This is a genomic window from Flavobacterium sp. UM26, from assembly GCF_057922445.1.
On record NZ_JBVHCY010000013.1, the window covers coordinates 50,278 to 65,952 of the forward strand.

The 15,675-nt window shown below is 34.7% G+C and carries 15 protein-coding genes; 7 read left to right on the forward strand and 8 right to left on the reverse strand.

The genetic code is table 11. The annotated features are described in order from the left end of the window. Window positions 1-91: 91 nt before the first annotated feature. Window positions 92-859, reverse strand: a complete 768-nt coding sequence (locus ACZ1AQ_RS14055; RefSeq protein ID WP_489633496.1) for a type 1 glutamine amidotransferase domain-containing protein — start codon at window positions 857-859, stop codon at window positions 92-94. 92 nt (window positions 860-951) lie between these two features. On the opposite strand from ACZ1AQ_RS14055, the gene ACZ1AQ_RS14060 reads away from it, so the two are divergent. Further along, window positions 952-1,848, forward strand: a complete 897-nt coding sequence (locus ACZ1AQ_RS14060; RefSeq protein WP_489633497.1) for a LysR family transcriptional regulator — start codon at window positions 952-954, stop codon at window positions 1,846-1,848. Here the strand turns inward: ACZ1AQ_RS14060 and nadD are convergent, their stop codons facing one another. The 5 genes from nadD to ACZ1AQ_RS14085 form a co-directional block, all read right to left on the reverse strand. Continuing rightward, entirely contained in the window at window positions 1,849-2,460 is a 612-nt protein-coding gene (nadD, locus tag ACZ1AQ_RS14065; RefSeq protein WP_489633498.1) for a nicotinate (nicotinamide) nucleotide adenylyltransferase, read from the reverse strand. It abuts the gene before it with no gap. An 83-nt stretch (window positions 2,461-2,543) separates the two neighbouring features. Then, window positions 2,544-3,113 carry a guanylate kinase gene (gmk, locus tag ACZ1AQ_RS14070; RefSeq protein WP_438062681.1) on the reverse strand — a complete coding sequence of 190 codons (570 nt, stop codon included), beginning with the start codon at window positions 3,111-3,113 and terminating at the stop codon, window positions 2,544-2,546. A gap of 25 nt (window positions 3,114-3,138) precedes the next feature. Beyond that, complete coding sequence (locus ACZ1AQ_RS14075; RefSeq protein WP_489633499.1) at window positions 3,139-3,999, reverse strand: YicC/YloC family endoribonuclease; 861 nt, start codon at window positions 3,997-3,999, stop codon at window positions 3,139-3,141. A gap of 70 nt (window positions 4,000-4,069) precedes the next feature. Then, window positions 4,070-4,969, reverse strand: a complete 900-nt coding sequence (locus ACZ1AQ_RS14080) for a DMT family transporter (RefSeq protein WP_489633500.1) — start codon at window positions 4,967-4,969, stop codon at window positions 4,070-4,072. Beyond that, a complete protein-coding gene (locus ACZ1AQ_RS14085) occupies window positions 4,962-5,318 on the reverse strand; it encodes an arsenate reductase family protein (protein ID WP_489633501.1) in 357 nt (118 codons plus the stop codon). The genes ACZ1AQ_RS14080 and ACZ1AQ_RS14085 overlap by 8 nt, the downstream gene beginning before the upstream one ends. A gap of 76 nt (window positions 5,319-5,394) precedes the next feature. Here ACZ1AQ_RS14085 and ACZ1AQ_RS14090 point away from each other — a divergent pair, with 76 nt between their 5' ends. Then, window positions 5,395-5,850 (forward strand): DinB family protein, encoded by a 456-nt coding sequence (locus ACZ1AQ_RS14090; RefSeq protein WP_489633502.1) that lies wholly within the window; start codon window positions 5,395-5,397, stop codon window positions 5,848-5,850. 59 nt (window positions 5,851-5,909) lie between these two features. Here ACZ1AQ_RS14090 and ACZ1AQ_RS14095 read toward each other — a convergent pair whose 3' ends face one another. Continuing rightward, entirely contained in the window at window positions 5,910-6,653 is a 744-nt protein-coding gene (locus ACZ1AQ_RS14095; RefSeq protein ID WP_489633503.1) for a DUF3298 and DUF4163 domain-containing protein, read from the reverse strand. Between the two features lie 110 nt (window positions 6,654-6,763). On the opposite strand from ACZ1AQ_RS14095, the gene ACZ1AQ_RS14100 reads away from it, so the two are divergent. Beyond that, window positions 6,764-7,909 carry a cystathionine gamma-synthase gene (locus ACZ1AQ_RS14100; RefSeq protein ID WP_489633504.1) on the forward strand — a complete coding sequence of 382 codons (1,146 nt, stop codon included), beginning with the start codon at window positions 6,764-6,766 and terminating at the stop codon, window positions 7,907-7,909. Between the two features lie 58 nt (window positions 7,910-7,967). Here ACZ1AQ_RS14100 and ACZ1AQ_RS14105 read toward each other — a convergent pair whose 3' ends face one another. Next, window positions 7,968-8,759, reverse strand: coding sequence for a THC0290_0291 family protein (locus ACZ1AQ_RS14105; protein WP_489633505.1), 792 nt, complete (start codon window positions 8,757-8,759; stop codon window positions 7,968-7,970). 277 nt (window positions 8,760-9,036) lie between these two features. Here ACZ1AQ_RS14105 and gdhA point away from each other — a divergent pair, with 277 nt between their 5' ends. The 4 genes from gdhA (at window position 9,037) to ACZ1AQ_RS14125 (ending at window position 15,633) form a co-directional block, all read left to right on the forward strand. Beyond that, on the forward strand, window positions 9,037-10,380 hold the full coding sequence (gene gdhA / locus ACZ1AQ_RS14110) for an NADP-specific glutamate dehydrogenase (RefSeq protein WP_489633506.1): 1,344 nt from the start codon (window positions 9,037-9,039) through the stop codon (window positions 10,378-10,380). A 124-nt stretch (window positions 10,381-10,504) separates the two neighbouring features. Beyond that, complete coding sequence (gene porZ / locus ACZ1AQ_RS14115; RefSeq protein WP_489633507.1) at window positions 10,505-12,805, forward strand: type IX secretion system anionic LPS delivery protein PorZ; 2,301 nt, start codon at window positions 10,505-10,507, stop codon at window positions 12,803-12,805. 141 nt (window positions 12,806-12,946) lie between these two features. Continuing rightward, the gene (gene recO / locus ACZ1AQ_RS14120; protein ID WP_489633508.1) at window positions 12,947-13,660 is read left to right on the forward strand and encodes a DNA repair protein RecO; all 714 of its coding nucleotides are present in this window, start codon (window positions 12,947-12,949) and stop codon (window positions 13,658-13,660) included. Window positions 13,661-13,737: 77 nt separating this feature from the next. After that, window positions 13,738-15,633, forward strand: a complete 1,896-nt coding sequence (locus tag ACZ1AQ_RS14125) for an outer membrane protein assembly factor BamB family protein (RefSeq protein ID WP_489633509.1) — start codon at window positions 13,738-13,740, stop codon at window positions 15,631-15,633. Window positions 15,634-15,675: the final 42 nt, after the last annotated feature.

The window sequence follows — 15,675 nt, forward strand, 5'->3', positions numbered from 1 at the left end:
TTTTATTTTAAAGAGTTACTAAGTTACTAAGATTATGAGTTTAAAAAAAAACATATAAACTTTAGTAAGTTACCTTCTTAGAGATTCTCTCCTATTTTTTTGAATGCAATTGAGCCAATAATTTTTCGGCAACTAATTTTGATGAAGCAGGATTTTGTCCTGTAATCAATAAACCATCTTCTATGGCGTATGCTTGCCAATCGCCAGCTTTACTGAAAGAACCACCATTTTTTTGCAACATATCTTCCACTAAAAAAGGTACGATATTGGTCAATCCAATAGCTGCTTCTTCGGAGTTCGTAAAACCAGTCACTTTTTTACCTTTAACCAAGAAATGGCCATTTACTTTTACGTTTTTTAAGGCAGCAGGTGCATGACATACAAATGCTACTGGTTTATTTTGTGTGTAAAAAGTAGCAATTAAGTCTGAAGAAGTTGTATCCTCGGCCAAATCCCATAATGGACCGTGACCTCCAGGGTAAAAAACAGCATCATAATCTGCAGGATTAATAGTGGCTAGTTTTTTGGTGTTTTTTAGTTTTTCTAAAACTACTGCATCTGCATCAAATCGTTTAGTATCCTCAGTCGCTGATGCTGGATCAGCACTTTTTGGATCAATTGGTGGTTGTCCTCCAAGAGGTGAAGCAATATCAATTTGAACACCTTTGTCGGCCAATGCATAATAGGGAGCAGCAAATTCTTCTGTCCAAAATCCTGTTTTTTCTCCTGTGTTACCTAATTGATCGTGGCTGGTAACTACAAATAATACTTTTTTCATCTTTTTATTTTGTTTTTGTGCAGTTGCTACAAAGCAACTCAAGGTTACTACTAGAATCGATAATAAGGTGCTTTTTTTCATCGCTTGTTTTAATTTGAGACTGCAAATTTATAGCGAATATGGTATTAGTAAAAATAATTTAAATTATGTTTGTGATAAATATATTTATAGCAATGGTAAATTTAGAATGGTATCGCACGTTCAAATCAGTATACAAAAACGGAAATTTTTCGTTAGCCGCTAAGGAGTTGTTCATTAGTCAGCCTGCAGTCAGTCAGCAAATTGCTATGCTTGAAGCCCATGTAGGATATACATTATTCAACCGTAAATCAAAAGGGGTGGTGCCAACGGAATATGCAAAGTTACTCAATAACTTAATCATTGATGCTTTGGATCGCTTAGAAAATGTAGAAAACGGTTTTAGGGCTAAGGCCTTCAATACTAATCGGTTATTGTCTATTGGAATTTCTAAGCATTTGTTGGGCTGTTTTGGTAGTTCATTAGTATCAAAATTTGATTTTATTGACTTCACTTTTGGGAACAACGAGGAGTTATTTGATTTAGTAAATTCCAAGAAAATAGATTTTGCGATAGTAACCAAACAATATGATACTTTTGATACCCTACAGCAGCGAATTGGAGAAATAAAACAAGTCGTTGTGGCTACTCCAGATATTGATATTCAAATCGTAAAAGAAAACATTACTACCAATGATTTAGTGGCTATAGAACACTGGATGAACGATCAGCGTTGGTACAGTCATGATTCGGGTATACCGCACATTAAGTTGTTTTGGTTGCATGTTTTTAATAAAAAAAGGCCAGCGATTATAGCCAATTATATCATTCCGTCAGAAAGTGAAATGATTGCAATTCTTACTCAAAACACGGGGGTAAGTGTGGTTTGGAATTGTAATGTTGCATCTAAGATTCGGGACAAAGAGTTACAATTGGTATGGGATAGTCCAAAAATGCCTACTACACCGTTATTTTTATTATCAGGAAAGAATGATAATTTAAATGCTATTGCTCAAGAAATAGCTATTGTTGTAAAAGAGGTTTTAGAGTAATTATTTTTTGTAAAAATTATTATGATCTAGATATTCCCAAACGTTATGCGATAATAAAGGGCGAATGTTTTTGCCTTTTTTGATGCAATTGCGAATGAAAGTAGCCGAAATTTCAACTACTGGGGCATCTATGATTTTGATTTTGGGATGGTTGGCAAAAGAGGGGTTTTCGGCTCCAGTATCAATTGCTTTTTGGTTGTTTTCTATGGCTTCGATTCTAGGGTAGACATAAATGGAATAATGCTCTAAAATGGCTTCATAGTTTTTCCATTTGTGCAAGGATTTTAAGTTGTCTTCGCCCATGATTAAAGCAAACTCGTTTTCTGGATATTTCTCTTGTAAATGTACCAGTGTAGTAATCGTATAATTGGGTTGCGGTAATTTAAATTCGATATCCGAAGGCTTTATTTTTGTATAGGTATCTGTAGCCAAATGCACCATATGTAACCGATGATAATCGTCAAGCAGCGTACTTTTCTTTTTTAACGGATTGTGTGGCGTTACTACCATCCAGATTTGGTCCAAATCAGTATGTTCTGCCATATGATTGGCAATAATCAAATGGCCCACATGAATGGGGTTAAAAGTGCCGAAATATAGTCCGATTTTCATTTTTCTAGTTATGCAAATGTTCACTAAGAAGCATTAGTTTTTTTACTTCTCTAATTTTTCTTTGTGAACCTTTGTCTAATTACTTATTTTACAAAATCCTTCACCAATTGATACGCTTCTTCAAGTGCAACAGGCAAATCGTAATTTTTAATAATCACATCAAATTGTGGAGCGGTAGCCAATTCTACTGAGGCTTTGGCAATGCGCATGTTGATTTTATCCTCGCTTTCGGTTGAGCGTTCTTTGAGTCTTCTTTTCAATTCATCAACACTAGGAGGTTTCACAAAAACAGCCAAGGTTTCTTCTGGGAATTTATGTTTAATTCGCAATCCGCCGGCCACATCAATATCAAAAATCACATTTTTGCCCATGGCCCAAATGCGTTCCACTTCGCTTTTTAGAGTGCCATAGAAATTATCGCGATACACTTCTTCCCATTCAACAAACTCTTCTGCTTTGATGTGTTTTTTGAATTGTTCTAAAGACATAAAGTAATAGTCTTTACCATCTACTTCTTCACCACGAGGCAAACGGGTAGCTGCCGAAATAGAAAATTCTAAATTCAAATCTTCTTTTCCTAATAAATGTCTAACGATTGTTGTTTTTCCCGAACCAGATGGAGCTGAAAAAACTATTAATTTTCCTTTTTTCATTTTTATACTATAATTTTCCTAGGAGCTACAATACATTCAACACTTGCTCTTTGATTTTCTCCAATTCATCTTTCATTTGAACGACTAACTTTTGCATTTGAGCATGATTGGATTTAGAACCCATAGTGTTGATTTCTCTACCCATTTCTTGAGTGATAAAACCTAGTTTTCTACCATTAGCTTCCGTTCCTTTGATGGTGTCTAGGAAATAATCCAAATGGTTGGTTAAACGTACTTTTTCTTCCGTGATATCTAGTTTTTCCAAATAGTAAATGAGCTCTTGTTCAAAACGATTTTCGTCAACATTTACTTGCAATTCAGCAATAGCGGTTTGTAAGCGTTCTTTGATAGCTTGAACGCGCTCTGGGTCTAAAGCCAAAGCTTCGTTCATGAATTGACGAATATTTCCGATGCGCAATTGGAATTCTTTTTCGAGAGACTCGCCTTCGTCTTTGCGGAAATTCAAAATGTTTTGAAGTGCTTCTTCGATTACAGTTTGTATAGTAGCCCATTCACTTTCGTCAATTTCTTCGCGTTCGACTTTCATAGTATCCGGCATACGAACGGCCATCTTCATCAATTCGGTTTCATCAGCATCTGCATAAACTTCCCGTAATTGATTGATATAAGCTTTTACAATTGGAACATTCACTCGAGTAGAGGTTTGCTCAGCGGTACTTTCAATGTAAATAGAGAAATCAATTTTTCCTCTTTCCAATTTTGAAGCAATTAGATTGCGCAATCCCAATTCCATTTCGCGGTATAAAGAGGGCATTCTTACATTCAAATCTAATCCCTTACTGTTTAGGGATTTTACTTCTATTGTTATTTTTTTGGTTGGCAATTGAAGTGTTGCTTTACCAAAACCGGTCATGGATTGTATCATATGTTTGTATAAAAAGCTGTAAAGATAAGTAAAAAGAAGCCTAAGCTCAAAGTTAGGAAATAATGGCTTCTCAATTCCCCCTTTGAGGGTTAGGGGGCTTTTGTGTTACCAAATAAACGCCCGAAAAAATTAAAATAGCCGCTCCTATTTTGACCCAATTCAGTTCGTCTTTTCCTAAACTAATAGCAAAAATCGTCGCAAAAAGAGGTTGTAAATAAATAAAAACCGCCACCGTAGTAGGTTTTAATTCTTTCATTGAAAGTAAATTTAATAAATAAGTTAAGAAAGTCGAAACAACTACAACAAAACTTATTTTCCAGTAGATTGAAGTAGGCACTAAAGACCAATTGACAGCATTAAACTCACTCCATCCAAATGGTAGAACCATCAAGAAACCAAAAAGATAAATCCACTTTACAAAGGTAAAGGCATTATAGGTATGCATTAATTTTTTTACAATGATGAGATAAAAACCATAAGAAATTGCATTGACCAATACTAAGAAATTACCCAATCCAGCATTGCTAGCACTACCAATCGATTTGCCGTAAAGAATCAATAAAGCAGTACCGAACAGGCCTAGGACAATTCCAAAAACCTTTCTTTTTTTTAGGCGCTCTTTCATTATTATTGCTGATAAAACCAGTACAATCATTGGTGTTGAAACCATAATTACTGCAGCAGAAATAGGTGAAGTTAGGCTTAATCCTTTAAAAAAAGTGAGCATATTGAATGCTACTCCGAAGAAAGCAGCAGCAATAATTCTAGGAAAATCTCCCAAGGCAATTTTTTCTTTGGGCATAAAAAGCCACGTTAGCCAAAAAAGCAGCACTGAACCGCCTACTCGAAGCAAGATAAACCCAAAGGCATCTATATAAGCAGGCATGACGTCTTTGGCAATGGTAAAAGTTACTCCGTAAATAATCGAAACGATGGTTGCACCAATTAAGGCAAGCTTTCTTTTAGACATGGGCCAATGCTAAATGAACTTGATGAATGTTTTGTTGGCTATTACCGATATATATTTTGTCATTAATGATAAAAACCGGTCGGCTCAAAAAGGTGTAATGTTCCAAAATGTATTTTTTAAAATCGGCTTCTGTAAGGGATTGATTTTTTAAATCCATCGATTTGTACAATTGGGCTTTTTTGCTAAACAAAGCTTCGTAACTTCCTGATAAACGGTACATTTCTTCTAACTCTTCTGGAGTTATTGGGTTTTGCTTAATATCATGAAAAGCCAAATTATGGTTGGCTGGTAATCCTTTTATGATTTTTCTGCAGGTATCGCAAGAAGCTAAGTAATATATTTTGTTCATTTGGATTGCTTTTTTGTGCTGCAAAGAAAATTCATTTAGACGGAAAATGAGTATTTTTATCCAAAAAATAAAAATAATGAACGCAATATTTGAACTCACAGCAACAAGCCGAAAAATGGCTGCTCCTTATCTTGAAAAATATACTCTAGAACAATTGAATACAATTCCTGAAGGTTTTTCTAATACTATATTTTGGAACATTGCTCATATCGTGGTGACACAACAGCTATTAGTATACAAATTATCAGGTTTGCCAATGCTGGTTTCAGATGATTTGGTAGAGAAATACCGTAAAGGCTCCAAGCCAGAACAAGATGCTACTCAAGAAGAAGTTGACTTGATTAAGAGTTTACTTTTTTCAACCGTAGAACAAATGAGAAGCGACTACGATAACAAGGGTTTTCAAAATTTTACTGAATACCCTACTTCTACAGGTTTTACTTTGCATACTGTTGAAGAAGCAATCCAATTCAATGCTTTTCATGAAGGTTTACATATCGGAATTTTAATGAGTCTTCGTAAGTTCGTGTAAAGAACACGACACAAATAGAAAAAGTGCTTCGAAATCTGATTTGATTTTGAAGCACTTTTTTATTTCAAAACAAGATAGTTTTTTAGCGAAGAATAGGGAATAAAAAGGGTTTTAGGTCCTTCTGCATAAGCTGCGGCTTCATATTGATTGTAGTGAAACAAAAGACCGTCATTGGTAAAAAAAATATTTTTAGGCAATTGAAAGGTATCGTCTTCAAATAAATAGCCTGTTTGATTGATGCTGCCCTTTAGTGGTATTTGATATTTGGTTCGAAATTTCTTTTCAACCATATTTTTTAGTTCTGAAAGATTCTGGAACAAAGCGACATTAGGAATTGTTTTTCCAGTTTTTGGATCAAAGAGCAAAGATTGTAGGCCTTCATATCCGTGAGCGCCACCCGTAAAAGTATAGTGGTCAATTTCGATATTGATAAGTTGTTCAGATTGATATTTTATGGTTCCCTCGATGTTGGCTTCCCAACCAAAAGTAGCGTCTGGTGCTTCTTGTTTGGTGGTCTCATACGATTGGATAAACGAGGAAATCAATGTCTCGTAGGTTTCATTTTTTAGTGGTTCTTCTTCGATGTAAACCAAATCTTTTATAACCGAAAACACTTTTTTGTTAAGGCTATCAGCTGCAATACTGTTGTTCTTGGCGTACGGAATTGTTATTTTTATTTCGGGACAATTTTCTTTACACAGTAATGTGCTTTTTTGGATGAACTCTTTATTATCAAAGCGTATTTCATTCGAACAACTACTTAATACCACGAGTAATAGTAGGCTTTGTATGTATTGTTTCATAACTCGAATATGTTAATTGTATACAAAGGTAACTTAGAGTGCAGTTGCTTTGTCAATATTTAACGGTAAATTTGCATTTGTAAGCAACAGTCATTTTAAAATTTAAACCAATGAAATTCAATACAAAAGTAATTCATGGAGGACAGCATCATGATGCAAGTACAGGAGCGGTAATGCCACCTGTTTATCAAACATCTACATTTGTGCAAACGAGTCCTGGAAAACCTTTACATCCTGATTATGAATACAGCCGAGCGGCAAATCCTACCAGAACAGCATTAGAAAATGCATTAGCAAGTATCGAAAACGGAACCAGAGGTTTGGCTTTTTCATCGGGGTTAGCAGCTACAGATTGTATTTTAAGATCATTCAAAGCGGGCGACGAAATCATTGCTATGGATGATTTGTATGGCGGAACTTATCGCATGTTTACCAGAATCTACAAAGATTCAGGAATTAAGTTTCATTTTGTTGACATGAATGATTTAGAGAAATTCCAATCTTTAATCAACGAAAATACAAAGTTGGTTTGGGTTGAAACACCTACGAATCCATTAATGAAACTAGCTGATATTGCTGCTATTGCTCAAATAACAAAAGCAAACAATATTCTTTTTGCGGTTGATAATACTTTTGCCACGCCTTATTTACAAAAACCTTTAGATTTAGGAGCCGATATTGTAATGCATTCGGCAACCAAGTATTTAGGAGGACACTCTGATGTTATTGCTGGGGCTTTAATTGTAAAAGACGAAGCATTAGGTAATCAATTGCATTTTCAGCAATTTGCAACTGGAGCAACTTTAGGGCCAATGGATAGTTTTTTGGTGTTAAGAGGTATAAAAACCTTGCATTTACGTGTGCAAAGACATTGTGAAAATGGTGAAAAAGTAGTCGCTTTTTTAAATACTCATCCAAAAATAAAAAAAGTATATTATCCTGGATTGCCAGAGCATCCGTTTCATGACATTGCCAAAAAGCAAATGAATGGTTTTGGCGGGATGGTTTCTTTTACTTTTACCTCTGGTAAAAAAGAAGATGCAATTGCTTTTTTAGAAAAATTAAAAGTTTTCACTTTGGCAGAATCGTTAGGGGGTGTAGAATCTTTAGCTAATCACCCAGCTTTGATGACTCATGCTTCTATACCTGAAGATAAAAGAAAGGAAGTAGGGATTACTGATGATTTGGTTCGATTGAGTGTGGGGATAGAAGATGCCTCAGACTTGATAGCTGATTTAGAGCAAGCGTTATCCTAAAAGGTTATATATAAAAAAGGGCTCAATTGAGCCCTTTTTTATGAATGATCTAATAATGTTAAAATTCTAAATATTGAATGTACCCTATATTGAACCAAACAGTCCAATCATTGGCTTTATTTTCTTTGTATTGTTGTTTGTTAGGATTTAAACCATCTACCCAGTCCGAAGTAAAGTATTGAAAACGCATGTCTACCATTAAGTCGCTCATGGTTGTCAGTTTGTATCTAGTACCAATACCAGCAATGACAGACAAAACGGTTTTACTTTCGTTAGAAAATCCATTCGGTCTTCCATCTGAAGGAGCCAAATATTTTGGAAGTGTTGTATCTGGAGTACCCAAAGGACCTAAAGTAGAAGTTGCTTCTGCATTATAAAAACTATAGGCAAGTCCTAAACTTCCATAAGGCCCAAATGCACCAATGGTATTTTCAAAATCGTGAATCTTTATAGGATGAAATTCTCCTTGTATACCCAGATTCATAACTTTAGAAGCGCCTCTCATCGCTCGTAATTGTTGTTTTCCTAATGAATTATTCCCTTGTTCTACCCATGTGCCAAAATGTCTAAAGTCAGTTGAGCTATAAGAGAGTTCAGAACGAATTTTAAAATGGTTATTAAAATAGGTGTCGTAATTAGCTCTTGATGAAAAATTAATGTAATGTACTAATCCAGCTGCAAATCCAGTATTACCGGCATTGGTTTCCATATCATGTCTTTCGCCATAGTCTGATTGAAATGCGACAGGGCCAAAAGTAACTCCTATTTCATGGGCAAGATTAAATTGAGCATTGGATACATTGATGATTGAAATCAATGCTATTAGAGTTGGCAAGTATTTTTTAAACATTTGAGGGCCTTTTTATTGGGCGCAAATATATAAAAACAAATAACACAAAATAGGCGGTAAAAGTTAAACCAATTATTATTAACTAAAATTCATTTTCTTTACACATACTATAACGTTTTCGTAAAAACTACCTTCTGATTTTTGTATTTCTTTGAAAATGGTTAAATAAAAGATAATTTTTCTTTTTTTTATAAAAAAATAGGTCAAATTTACGTTTAAGACGTATATTTGCAATCAGTAACAGTACGTTTTTAACGTTTTTATAATCATTAGGATCATGTCACAAAGTATTACTAATTTTATCGATTCGGTAACCAAAAAAAATCCGAACGAAACAGAGTTTTTGCAAGCAGTACTAGAAGTTGCCGAAACGGTAATTCCTTTCATCGAACAAAATAAAAAATACCAAAACAAAATGCTTTTAGAGCGCATGGTTGAGCCTGAGCGCGTAATCATGTTTAGAGTTACTTGGATTGACGATCAAGGGCAAACACAAGTAAATCGCGGATATCGTATCCAGATGAATTCGGCCATTGGTCCATACAAAGGTGGATTACGTTTTCATCCTTCAGTAAACTTAAGTATTTTGAAATTCTTAGCTTTTGAGCAAACTTTTAAAAACAGTTTAACTACTTTGCCAATGGGCGGAGGTAAAGGAGGTTCTGATTTTGATCCTAAAGGAAAATCAGACAATGAAATTATGAGATTCTGTCAAAGTTTTATGATTGAATTGGCCAAACATATTGGTGCTGATACGGATGTTCCTGCTGGAGATATCGGTGTTGGAGGAAGAGAAGTTGGCTATTTATTTGGTCAATACAAAAGATTAAGAAATGAATTTACAGGAGTGTTAACTGGTAAAGGAATTTCTTTCGGAGGATCATTAATTCGTCCTGAAGCAACTGGTTACGGAACAGTTTACTTTGCACAAAGTATGTTGAAAACAAAAGGAGATTCTTTTGAAGGAAAAACTGTGGTTATTTCTGGTTCCGGAAACGTTGCTCAATACGCTACTCAAAAAGCAACTCAGTTAGGTGGTAAAGTGGTTACTTTATCTGATTCTGCAGGATATATTTATGATGCAGACGGGATTGACGCTGAAAAATTAGCTTTCGTAATGGAATTGAAAAATGAATTACGTGGAAGAATTAGCGAATATGTAGTTAAATATCCAAATGCAAAATATGTGGCTGGAAAACGTCCATGGGAAGTAAAATGTGATATCGCTCTGCCTTGCGCCACTCAAAATGAGTTGAACGGAGAAGAAGCGGCTCTTTTATTAGCCAATGGTTGTATCGCTGTAGCGGAAGGTGCTAATATGCCATCTACGCCAGAAGCGATTGCAGCTTTCCACCAAGCGAAAATTTTATTCTCACCTGGAAAAGCGTCAAACGCTGGAGGTGTAGCTACTTCTGGTCTAGAAATGTCTCAAAACTCACTTCGTTTAAGCTGGACAGCTGAAGAAGTAGATGAAAAATTATACAACATCATGTTGAATATTCATGATTCATGTGTACAATACGGTACAGATGAAACAGGATATGTTGATTATGTTAAAGGAGCTAATATTGCTGGATTTGTGAAAGTAGCAGATGCTATGTTGGCACAAGGAGTAGTATAGTAGTAGTAAGTTAATTAGTCAAAGCCTTCTTCTGGAAACAGAAGAAGGCTTTTTTTATTCCTTAAAGAACAAAAATCAAAAACTTTCGTTTGTACTATATTTGTAATTCATTTGAAAAAAACTCATGAGAAGAATAGTCGTGTTTTTTTGTTGTTTATTAGTCCTTAATGTTGGTTTTTCACAAAATCAATTATCATGGAAGGGTTACTTTTCTTATAGCGAAATCAAAGATGTAGCGCAATCCAATTCTAATCTTTTTGCTGCTGCTGAGAATGCGCTGTTCTCAAAAAACACACTTTCAAATAGGTTAAAAACTACCACGACTATCGATGGGCTTTCGGGTTTGACGATATCCGCTTTGTATCATAGTGCTGCTTTCAACAAAACGATTGTGGGTTATGAAAATGGTCTTTTAATTGTGATTAATGAAGCTGATGGTTCTCTCCTAAAAGTGGTCGATATTATAAACAAACAATTACCTGCTAATATCAAAAAAATCAATCACTTTTTGGAATATCAAGGAATTCTTTATGTTTCTTGTGATTTTGGTATAGTACAATTCAATTTGAATACACAACTTTTTGGTGATACCTACTTTATTGGCGACTTAGGAAAGGAGATTTCAGTGAAGCAAACCGCTATTTTTGAAGGAAATATTTATGCTGCCACCGAAAATGGAATTCGTCGTGCAGTTCTTACAAATCCAAATCTAATAGATTATCAGCAATGGACACTGCTTTTGTCTGATAATTGGTCTGGAATAACTGCTTTTGGAACAGATTTGTACGCTTCAACTGCTACTGGTACTATTTATAAATATGGACTGAATTCATTCTCTGTTGTTCAAAGTTTTGGTTCGCCTATAGTTGATTTTCGTGCTGATGCTAATTATTTACTGGTAACTACTCCCAGTCAAATTTCGGTCTTCGGGTCAGGATTGCTTTTGGTAAAACAAGTAAATAGCAACCAGGTTTTGGACAAAAATCCTGTTTTTACGTGTGCTACCATCGTAAATGCTACTTTGTTTTTGGGCACCAAAGAAAATGGTTTATTAGAAACGACATTGTCTGTAGGCTCACCAATCGTAGATAGTACGCCTTCAGGACCACTCAGAAACGCTATTTTTTCTTTTCAAGTTACTCCAAATGCACTTTGGGGAGTGTATGGAGGTTATACTGGTGACTACAATCCTTATTCTTATAACAACAGTGGTCCTAATTTATATGGCATTAGCCGTCTCAATACTCAGGGTTGGTTATCAATTCCTGCAAATGAGGTTTTGGGAGCTAAATCTATTTCAAGAATAACTATTGATCCAAATGACGAGACTAAAGTTTATGCAAGTTCTTTTTTTTCGGGTTTATTGCGGATAGAAAATGAAGTGCCCAGTTTTTTGTATAACCAAACCAATTCGGGTTTAGAATCGATTGCTTTTTTAGGGCCAACGTATATAGATGTTCGTATTAACGGAACAGTGTTTGACAAATCAGGGAATCTTTGGGTGACCAATTCCCGAATCGAAAATGGCTTAAAAGTCTTGAGAAGTAATGGACAATGGCAAAGTTATTCCTTGAATACTATCGCCGAAAAAAGCATTGATGTGAGTATGGGAAGAATGGTCATCGATAAAAATAGTACCAAATGGATTGCCTCTAATACTGATGGAGTACTTGCTTTTAACGAATTGGGTACACCCACTTTTAAGAAAATTACTTTTGGATCAGACAAAGGAAACCTACCTACAACAGATGTTAGAGCTTTGGCTATAGATACTAATAATCAACTTTGGATTGGTACCACCAAGGGACTACGCGTGTTATCTAATGTGAATAATTTTCAAAATACTACAGCACTTACTACCAAACCCATTATTATTCTAGAAGATGAGGTGGCTCAGGAGTTGCTCTTTGAGCAATTTATAAATGCAATAGTAGTAGATGGTGCCAACAATAAATGGGTAGGAACGGCAGATTCAGGTGTTTTTTTATTGTCATCCAATGGACAAAAAACGATTTATCATTTCACTACTAATAATTCACCATTACCAAGTAATACTATTAATGATATTGGAATCAATTCAGTTACAGGCGAAGTTTATATTGCTACGACCAAAGGGATGATTTCGTTTAAGGGAGTAGCCACAGCAGCTAGTGATTCTTTGAATGACGCCTATGTTTATCCCAATCCAGTTCGCCCTGAATTTAGCGGAACGGTTAAAATAGCTGGACTTTTGGATCGTGCTAATGTAAAAATAACCGACATAGAAGGTAATTTAGTGCACGAAGCAATTTCGCAAGGAGGAACAATTGAATGGGATACCACCGCTTTTGGCAAGTATAAAGTGGCTTCAGGTGTGTATATGATTTTCATCTCCGCCGAGGATGGTATCGAAACCAAGGTGAAAAAAGTGATGATTATAAGGTAAATATCAAATGCTACATACCAAATTCCTGAACTTAAATTCCAAAATTCTTTTTTATAAAAACTAAAAAATACTGTTTTGACGATTTCTAAAAATCCGTGCTTGTTTCACTCATTTAATTCCCCCTTTGGGGGTTAGGGGGCTATGTTAGTAAAAACCAAAGCCATCGTAATATCTACTTTAAAATTTCAAGAAAAAAGCTTGATTGTGAAGTGCTTTACCCAGTCTCATGGTCTAAAATCTTATTTTGTCAGAGATGCATTTTCTGGAAAGAAAAACAATCAAAAAATTGCCTACTTTCAACCGTTATCAATCCTAGAAATTGAAGCTGTACATAAAAACAAAGGAACTTTAGAGCATTTTAAAGAAATCAAAACGGCCATACCGTTTCAAACCATTCCTTTGGATATTGTAAAAAGTACTATGGTGCTGTTTCTTTCCGAGATTTTGCATCACGCCATTCACGAAGAAGAAAAAAACGAGGATTTGTTTCAGTATCTCGAAGCAGCTTTACAATGGCTCGATACGCACAACGAAACGAGTAATTTTCATCTGATTTTAATGCTCGAAATTACCAAGTTCTTAGGGTTCTATCCCGATACTTCTGATCAAGATTTGCCTTTTTTTGAAATGAATGAAGGAGTTTTTTCTTTGTTCCAAGCCATGAGCTCATTATCTGAACATCAGTCCAATTTGCTAAAGAGATTGATTGATTTGAAATTAGATTCTGATCAAAAAGTGTTTCAGGTCACCGAACGTCAACTTTTACTCAAAATTCTAATTGATTACTATAGTTTTCATCTTGATGGTTTTAAAAAGCCAAAATCGTTAGATATTTTGAAAGAAATTTTTTCATAAGTTTAATTATATCTATATATTCGCTTGTGATTTATTAGTCACAGTATATCCCTATTTATTAATTACAAAAAATTAAAATGAAGAAATTTACTTATTCGATTATCTTACTTTTATTGGTTGGTTTTTCTGCAATTTCGCAAAGAAAATACGACGAAATAATTACGACAGATAATCCCGTGCAAGATTTAGTGCAAAATGAAATTACTGGTATAGTAGTTTTTAAGGAAGGCGGTACTGTAAAAGGATTAGACCCAGAAACAAAAAAAATAGTATGGACACTTACTAAAGAGGATTTTGGAAGTGTTTCTGTTGGAGACATCATGAAAGATCCTGATTTTGGTAATATTTTTAAAGACAAAAAGGCTTTAACAAGCGTTGGAGGTAGTCCTTATGTTGAGGCTTACATCAATAACAAATATATCATTGTAAATACTGACACAGGTAAAATTGTATATAATTCATCGAAAGAATCGTTTTGGGTAATTCAATCTGATTTTATACCAGAAACTGATGAATATTTACTTACTTTAAAGAAGGATGGTGATATGGCAATTGCTTTATTGGACATGAAAACTGGTGAGTTAAAATGGAATACCATAGTTGACAAAGCAAAATCTTTATTTAGTTTTTCTTTAAAAGAATCCGCAAATACTAATATCGCCAAAGTAAATGGTTCAGTAATTTATTATTTGCTGTATGGAAAATTGTATTCATTTGATCGAAGCTCGGGTAAATTAAATTGGAAAGCTGATGATGAAGAATATACAAAATTCTTTTTAACGCAAAATGATAAAAATATTGTAGTAGTTAATAGCCAAGGCATTTTTTCAACAAAAGAGTATTTAAATGTGTTGAGTACTGATAACGGTAAAAGTATATGGAAAGAGTCTATTAAAACCAAGAAAGTAGTTTATCTTGAAGATTGGGGATCAAAATTATTAATTGCACATTTTAGTGGTTTTAATTTCTATGACTTAAAAACAGGAGAAAAAATATGGAAAAAAGATGCTCGCGGTGATGGTTTGAAACGAGTAATCCCAATCGATCAAGATTTTCTTTATGTAGCCGAAAACGAAATGATGCTAATAAATAAAGAAGGCGAAAAGTTATGGAAGAAGTTTATAGAAATCTCAGATGATAAAGAAGATCCTATTTACTATTTAGGAAAAGTAGGAGAAAAAGTAATGTATCTTACAGGTACTTACGGGAATATGGTTGATTACAAGTCTGGAAAAAAATTATGGAAGCGTAATATTGAATTTGATAAGAGCCGTCCAGTTTTACCTACGTTTGAAGAAACATCAAATTCTTATTTAGTATATAATGATGAAAAGTTATACAAATTTAACCCAACTATTGATGATAAGCCGGAGCCATTCGCAAAAGTTAACATCAAAAATGAAAAAGAATTGAATAGCATTGAACTGTTTCCTTGGGGAGTAGTGCTTTCTGGTCCAGTTGAGGTTATGGGGGTTAATATGGATGGAACCGTAAAATATCATCTTACCTATAGTCAACCAGGTGAAACTGGAAGACGTTTGTTAAAGAGTGCTGCATTAGTTGGAAGTTTTGCTATGGGGGCTGCTGCTTTTGGCAGTGCCATGAAAGGAAGTGAATTGACAATGGAGACTCGTGATGAAAACGGGAATAAACAAACTGTTACAATTCGTGAAAGAGATAAAACCAACATGGCTCAGGCCGAAGGTTATGCTGCAGGTGCTGCTGCATTAGGAATGGTTGCTGAGAAGTTTGGTTCTCGCTTTAATGCAATGAAACAGAATCGTGACTTTTCTTATATTTTTGCCAAAGCTCAAACAGGAGAAAAAATCCTTGTAAAAGTTAGAAAGATTGACGGAGTGGAATTAGATAAGATAACTTTTAATAACAATCGTCCACAATATGAAATTGATCCAGCAACGCAAAACATTTTTTACGTTTCTGATAGTTCAATTCAAATTTTTAATAAAAAATAAAATACAAAGGCCATCAGAAAGTTAATCTGTTGGCCTTTTTTT

Bases quoted from the DNA above. Each gene is read 5' to 3' on its own strand.
- ACZ1AQ_RS14085 (WP_489633501.1), bottom strand. From the start codon at position 5,318: ATGAACAAAATATATTACTTAGCTTCTTGCGATACCTGCAGAAAAATC.
- ACZ1AQ_RS14080 (WP_489633500.1), bottom strand. From the start codon at position 4,969: ATGTCTAAAAGAAAGCTTGCCTTAATTGGTGCAACCATCGTTTCGATT.
- ACZ1AQ_RS14055 (WP_489633496.1), bottom strand. From the start codon at position 859: ATGAAAAAAAGCACCTTATTATCGATTCTAGTAGTAACCTTGAGTTGC.
- gdhA (WP_489633506.1), top strand. From the start codon at position 9,037: ATGTCACAAAGTATTACTAATTTTATCGATTCGGTAACCAAAAAAAAT.
- ACZ1AQ_RS14125 (WP_489633509.1), top strand. From the start codon at position 13,738: ATGAAGAAATTTACTTATTCGATTATCTTACTTTTATTGGTTGGTTTT.
- ACZ1AQ_RS14060 (WP_489633497.1), top strand. From the start codon at position 952: ATGGTAAATTTAGAATGGTATCGCACGTTCAAATCAGTATACAAAAAC.
- gmk (WP_438062681.1), bottom strand. From the start codon at position 3,113: ATGAAAAAAGGAAAATTAATAGTTTTTTCAGCTCCATCTGGTTCGGGA.
- ACZ1AQ_RS14090 (WP_489633502.1), top strand. From the start codon at position 5,395: ATGAACGCAATATTTGAACTCACAGCAACAAGCCGAAAAATGGCTGCT.
- ACZ1AQ_RS14100 (WP_489633504.1), top strand. From the start codon at position 6,764: ATGAAATTCAATACAAAAGTAATTCATGGAGGACAGCATCATGATGCA.
- nadD (WP_489633498.1), bottom strand. From the start codon at position 2,460: ATGAAAATCGGACTATATTTCGGCACTTTTAACCCCATTCATGTGGGC.
- ACZ1AQ_RS14105 (WP_489633505.1), bottom strand. From the start codon at position 8,759: ATGTTTAAAAAATACTTGCCAACTCTAATAGCATTGATTTCAATCATC.
- porZ (WP_489633507.1), top strand. From the start codon at position 10,505: ATGAGAAGAATAGTCGTGTTTTTTTGTTGTTTATTAGTCCTTAATGTT.
- ACZ1AQ_RS14095 (WP_489633503.1), bottom strand. From the start codon at position 6,653: ATGAAACAATACATACAAAGCCTACTATTACTCGTGGTATTAAGTAGT.
- recO (WP_489633508.1), top strand. From the start codon at position 12,947: ATGTTAGTAAAAACCAAAGCCATCGTAATATCTACTTTAAAATTTCAA.
- ACZ1AQ_RS14075 (WP_489633499.1), bottom strand. From the start codon at position 3,999: ATGATACAATCCATGACCGGTTTTGGTAAAGCAACACTTCAATTGCCA.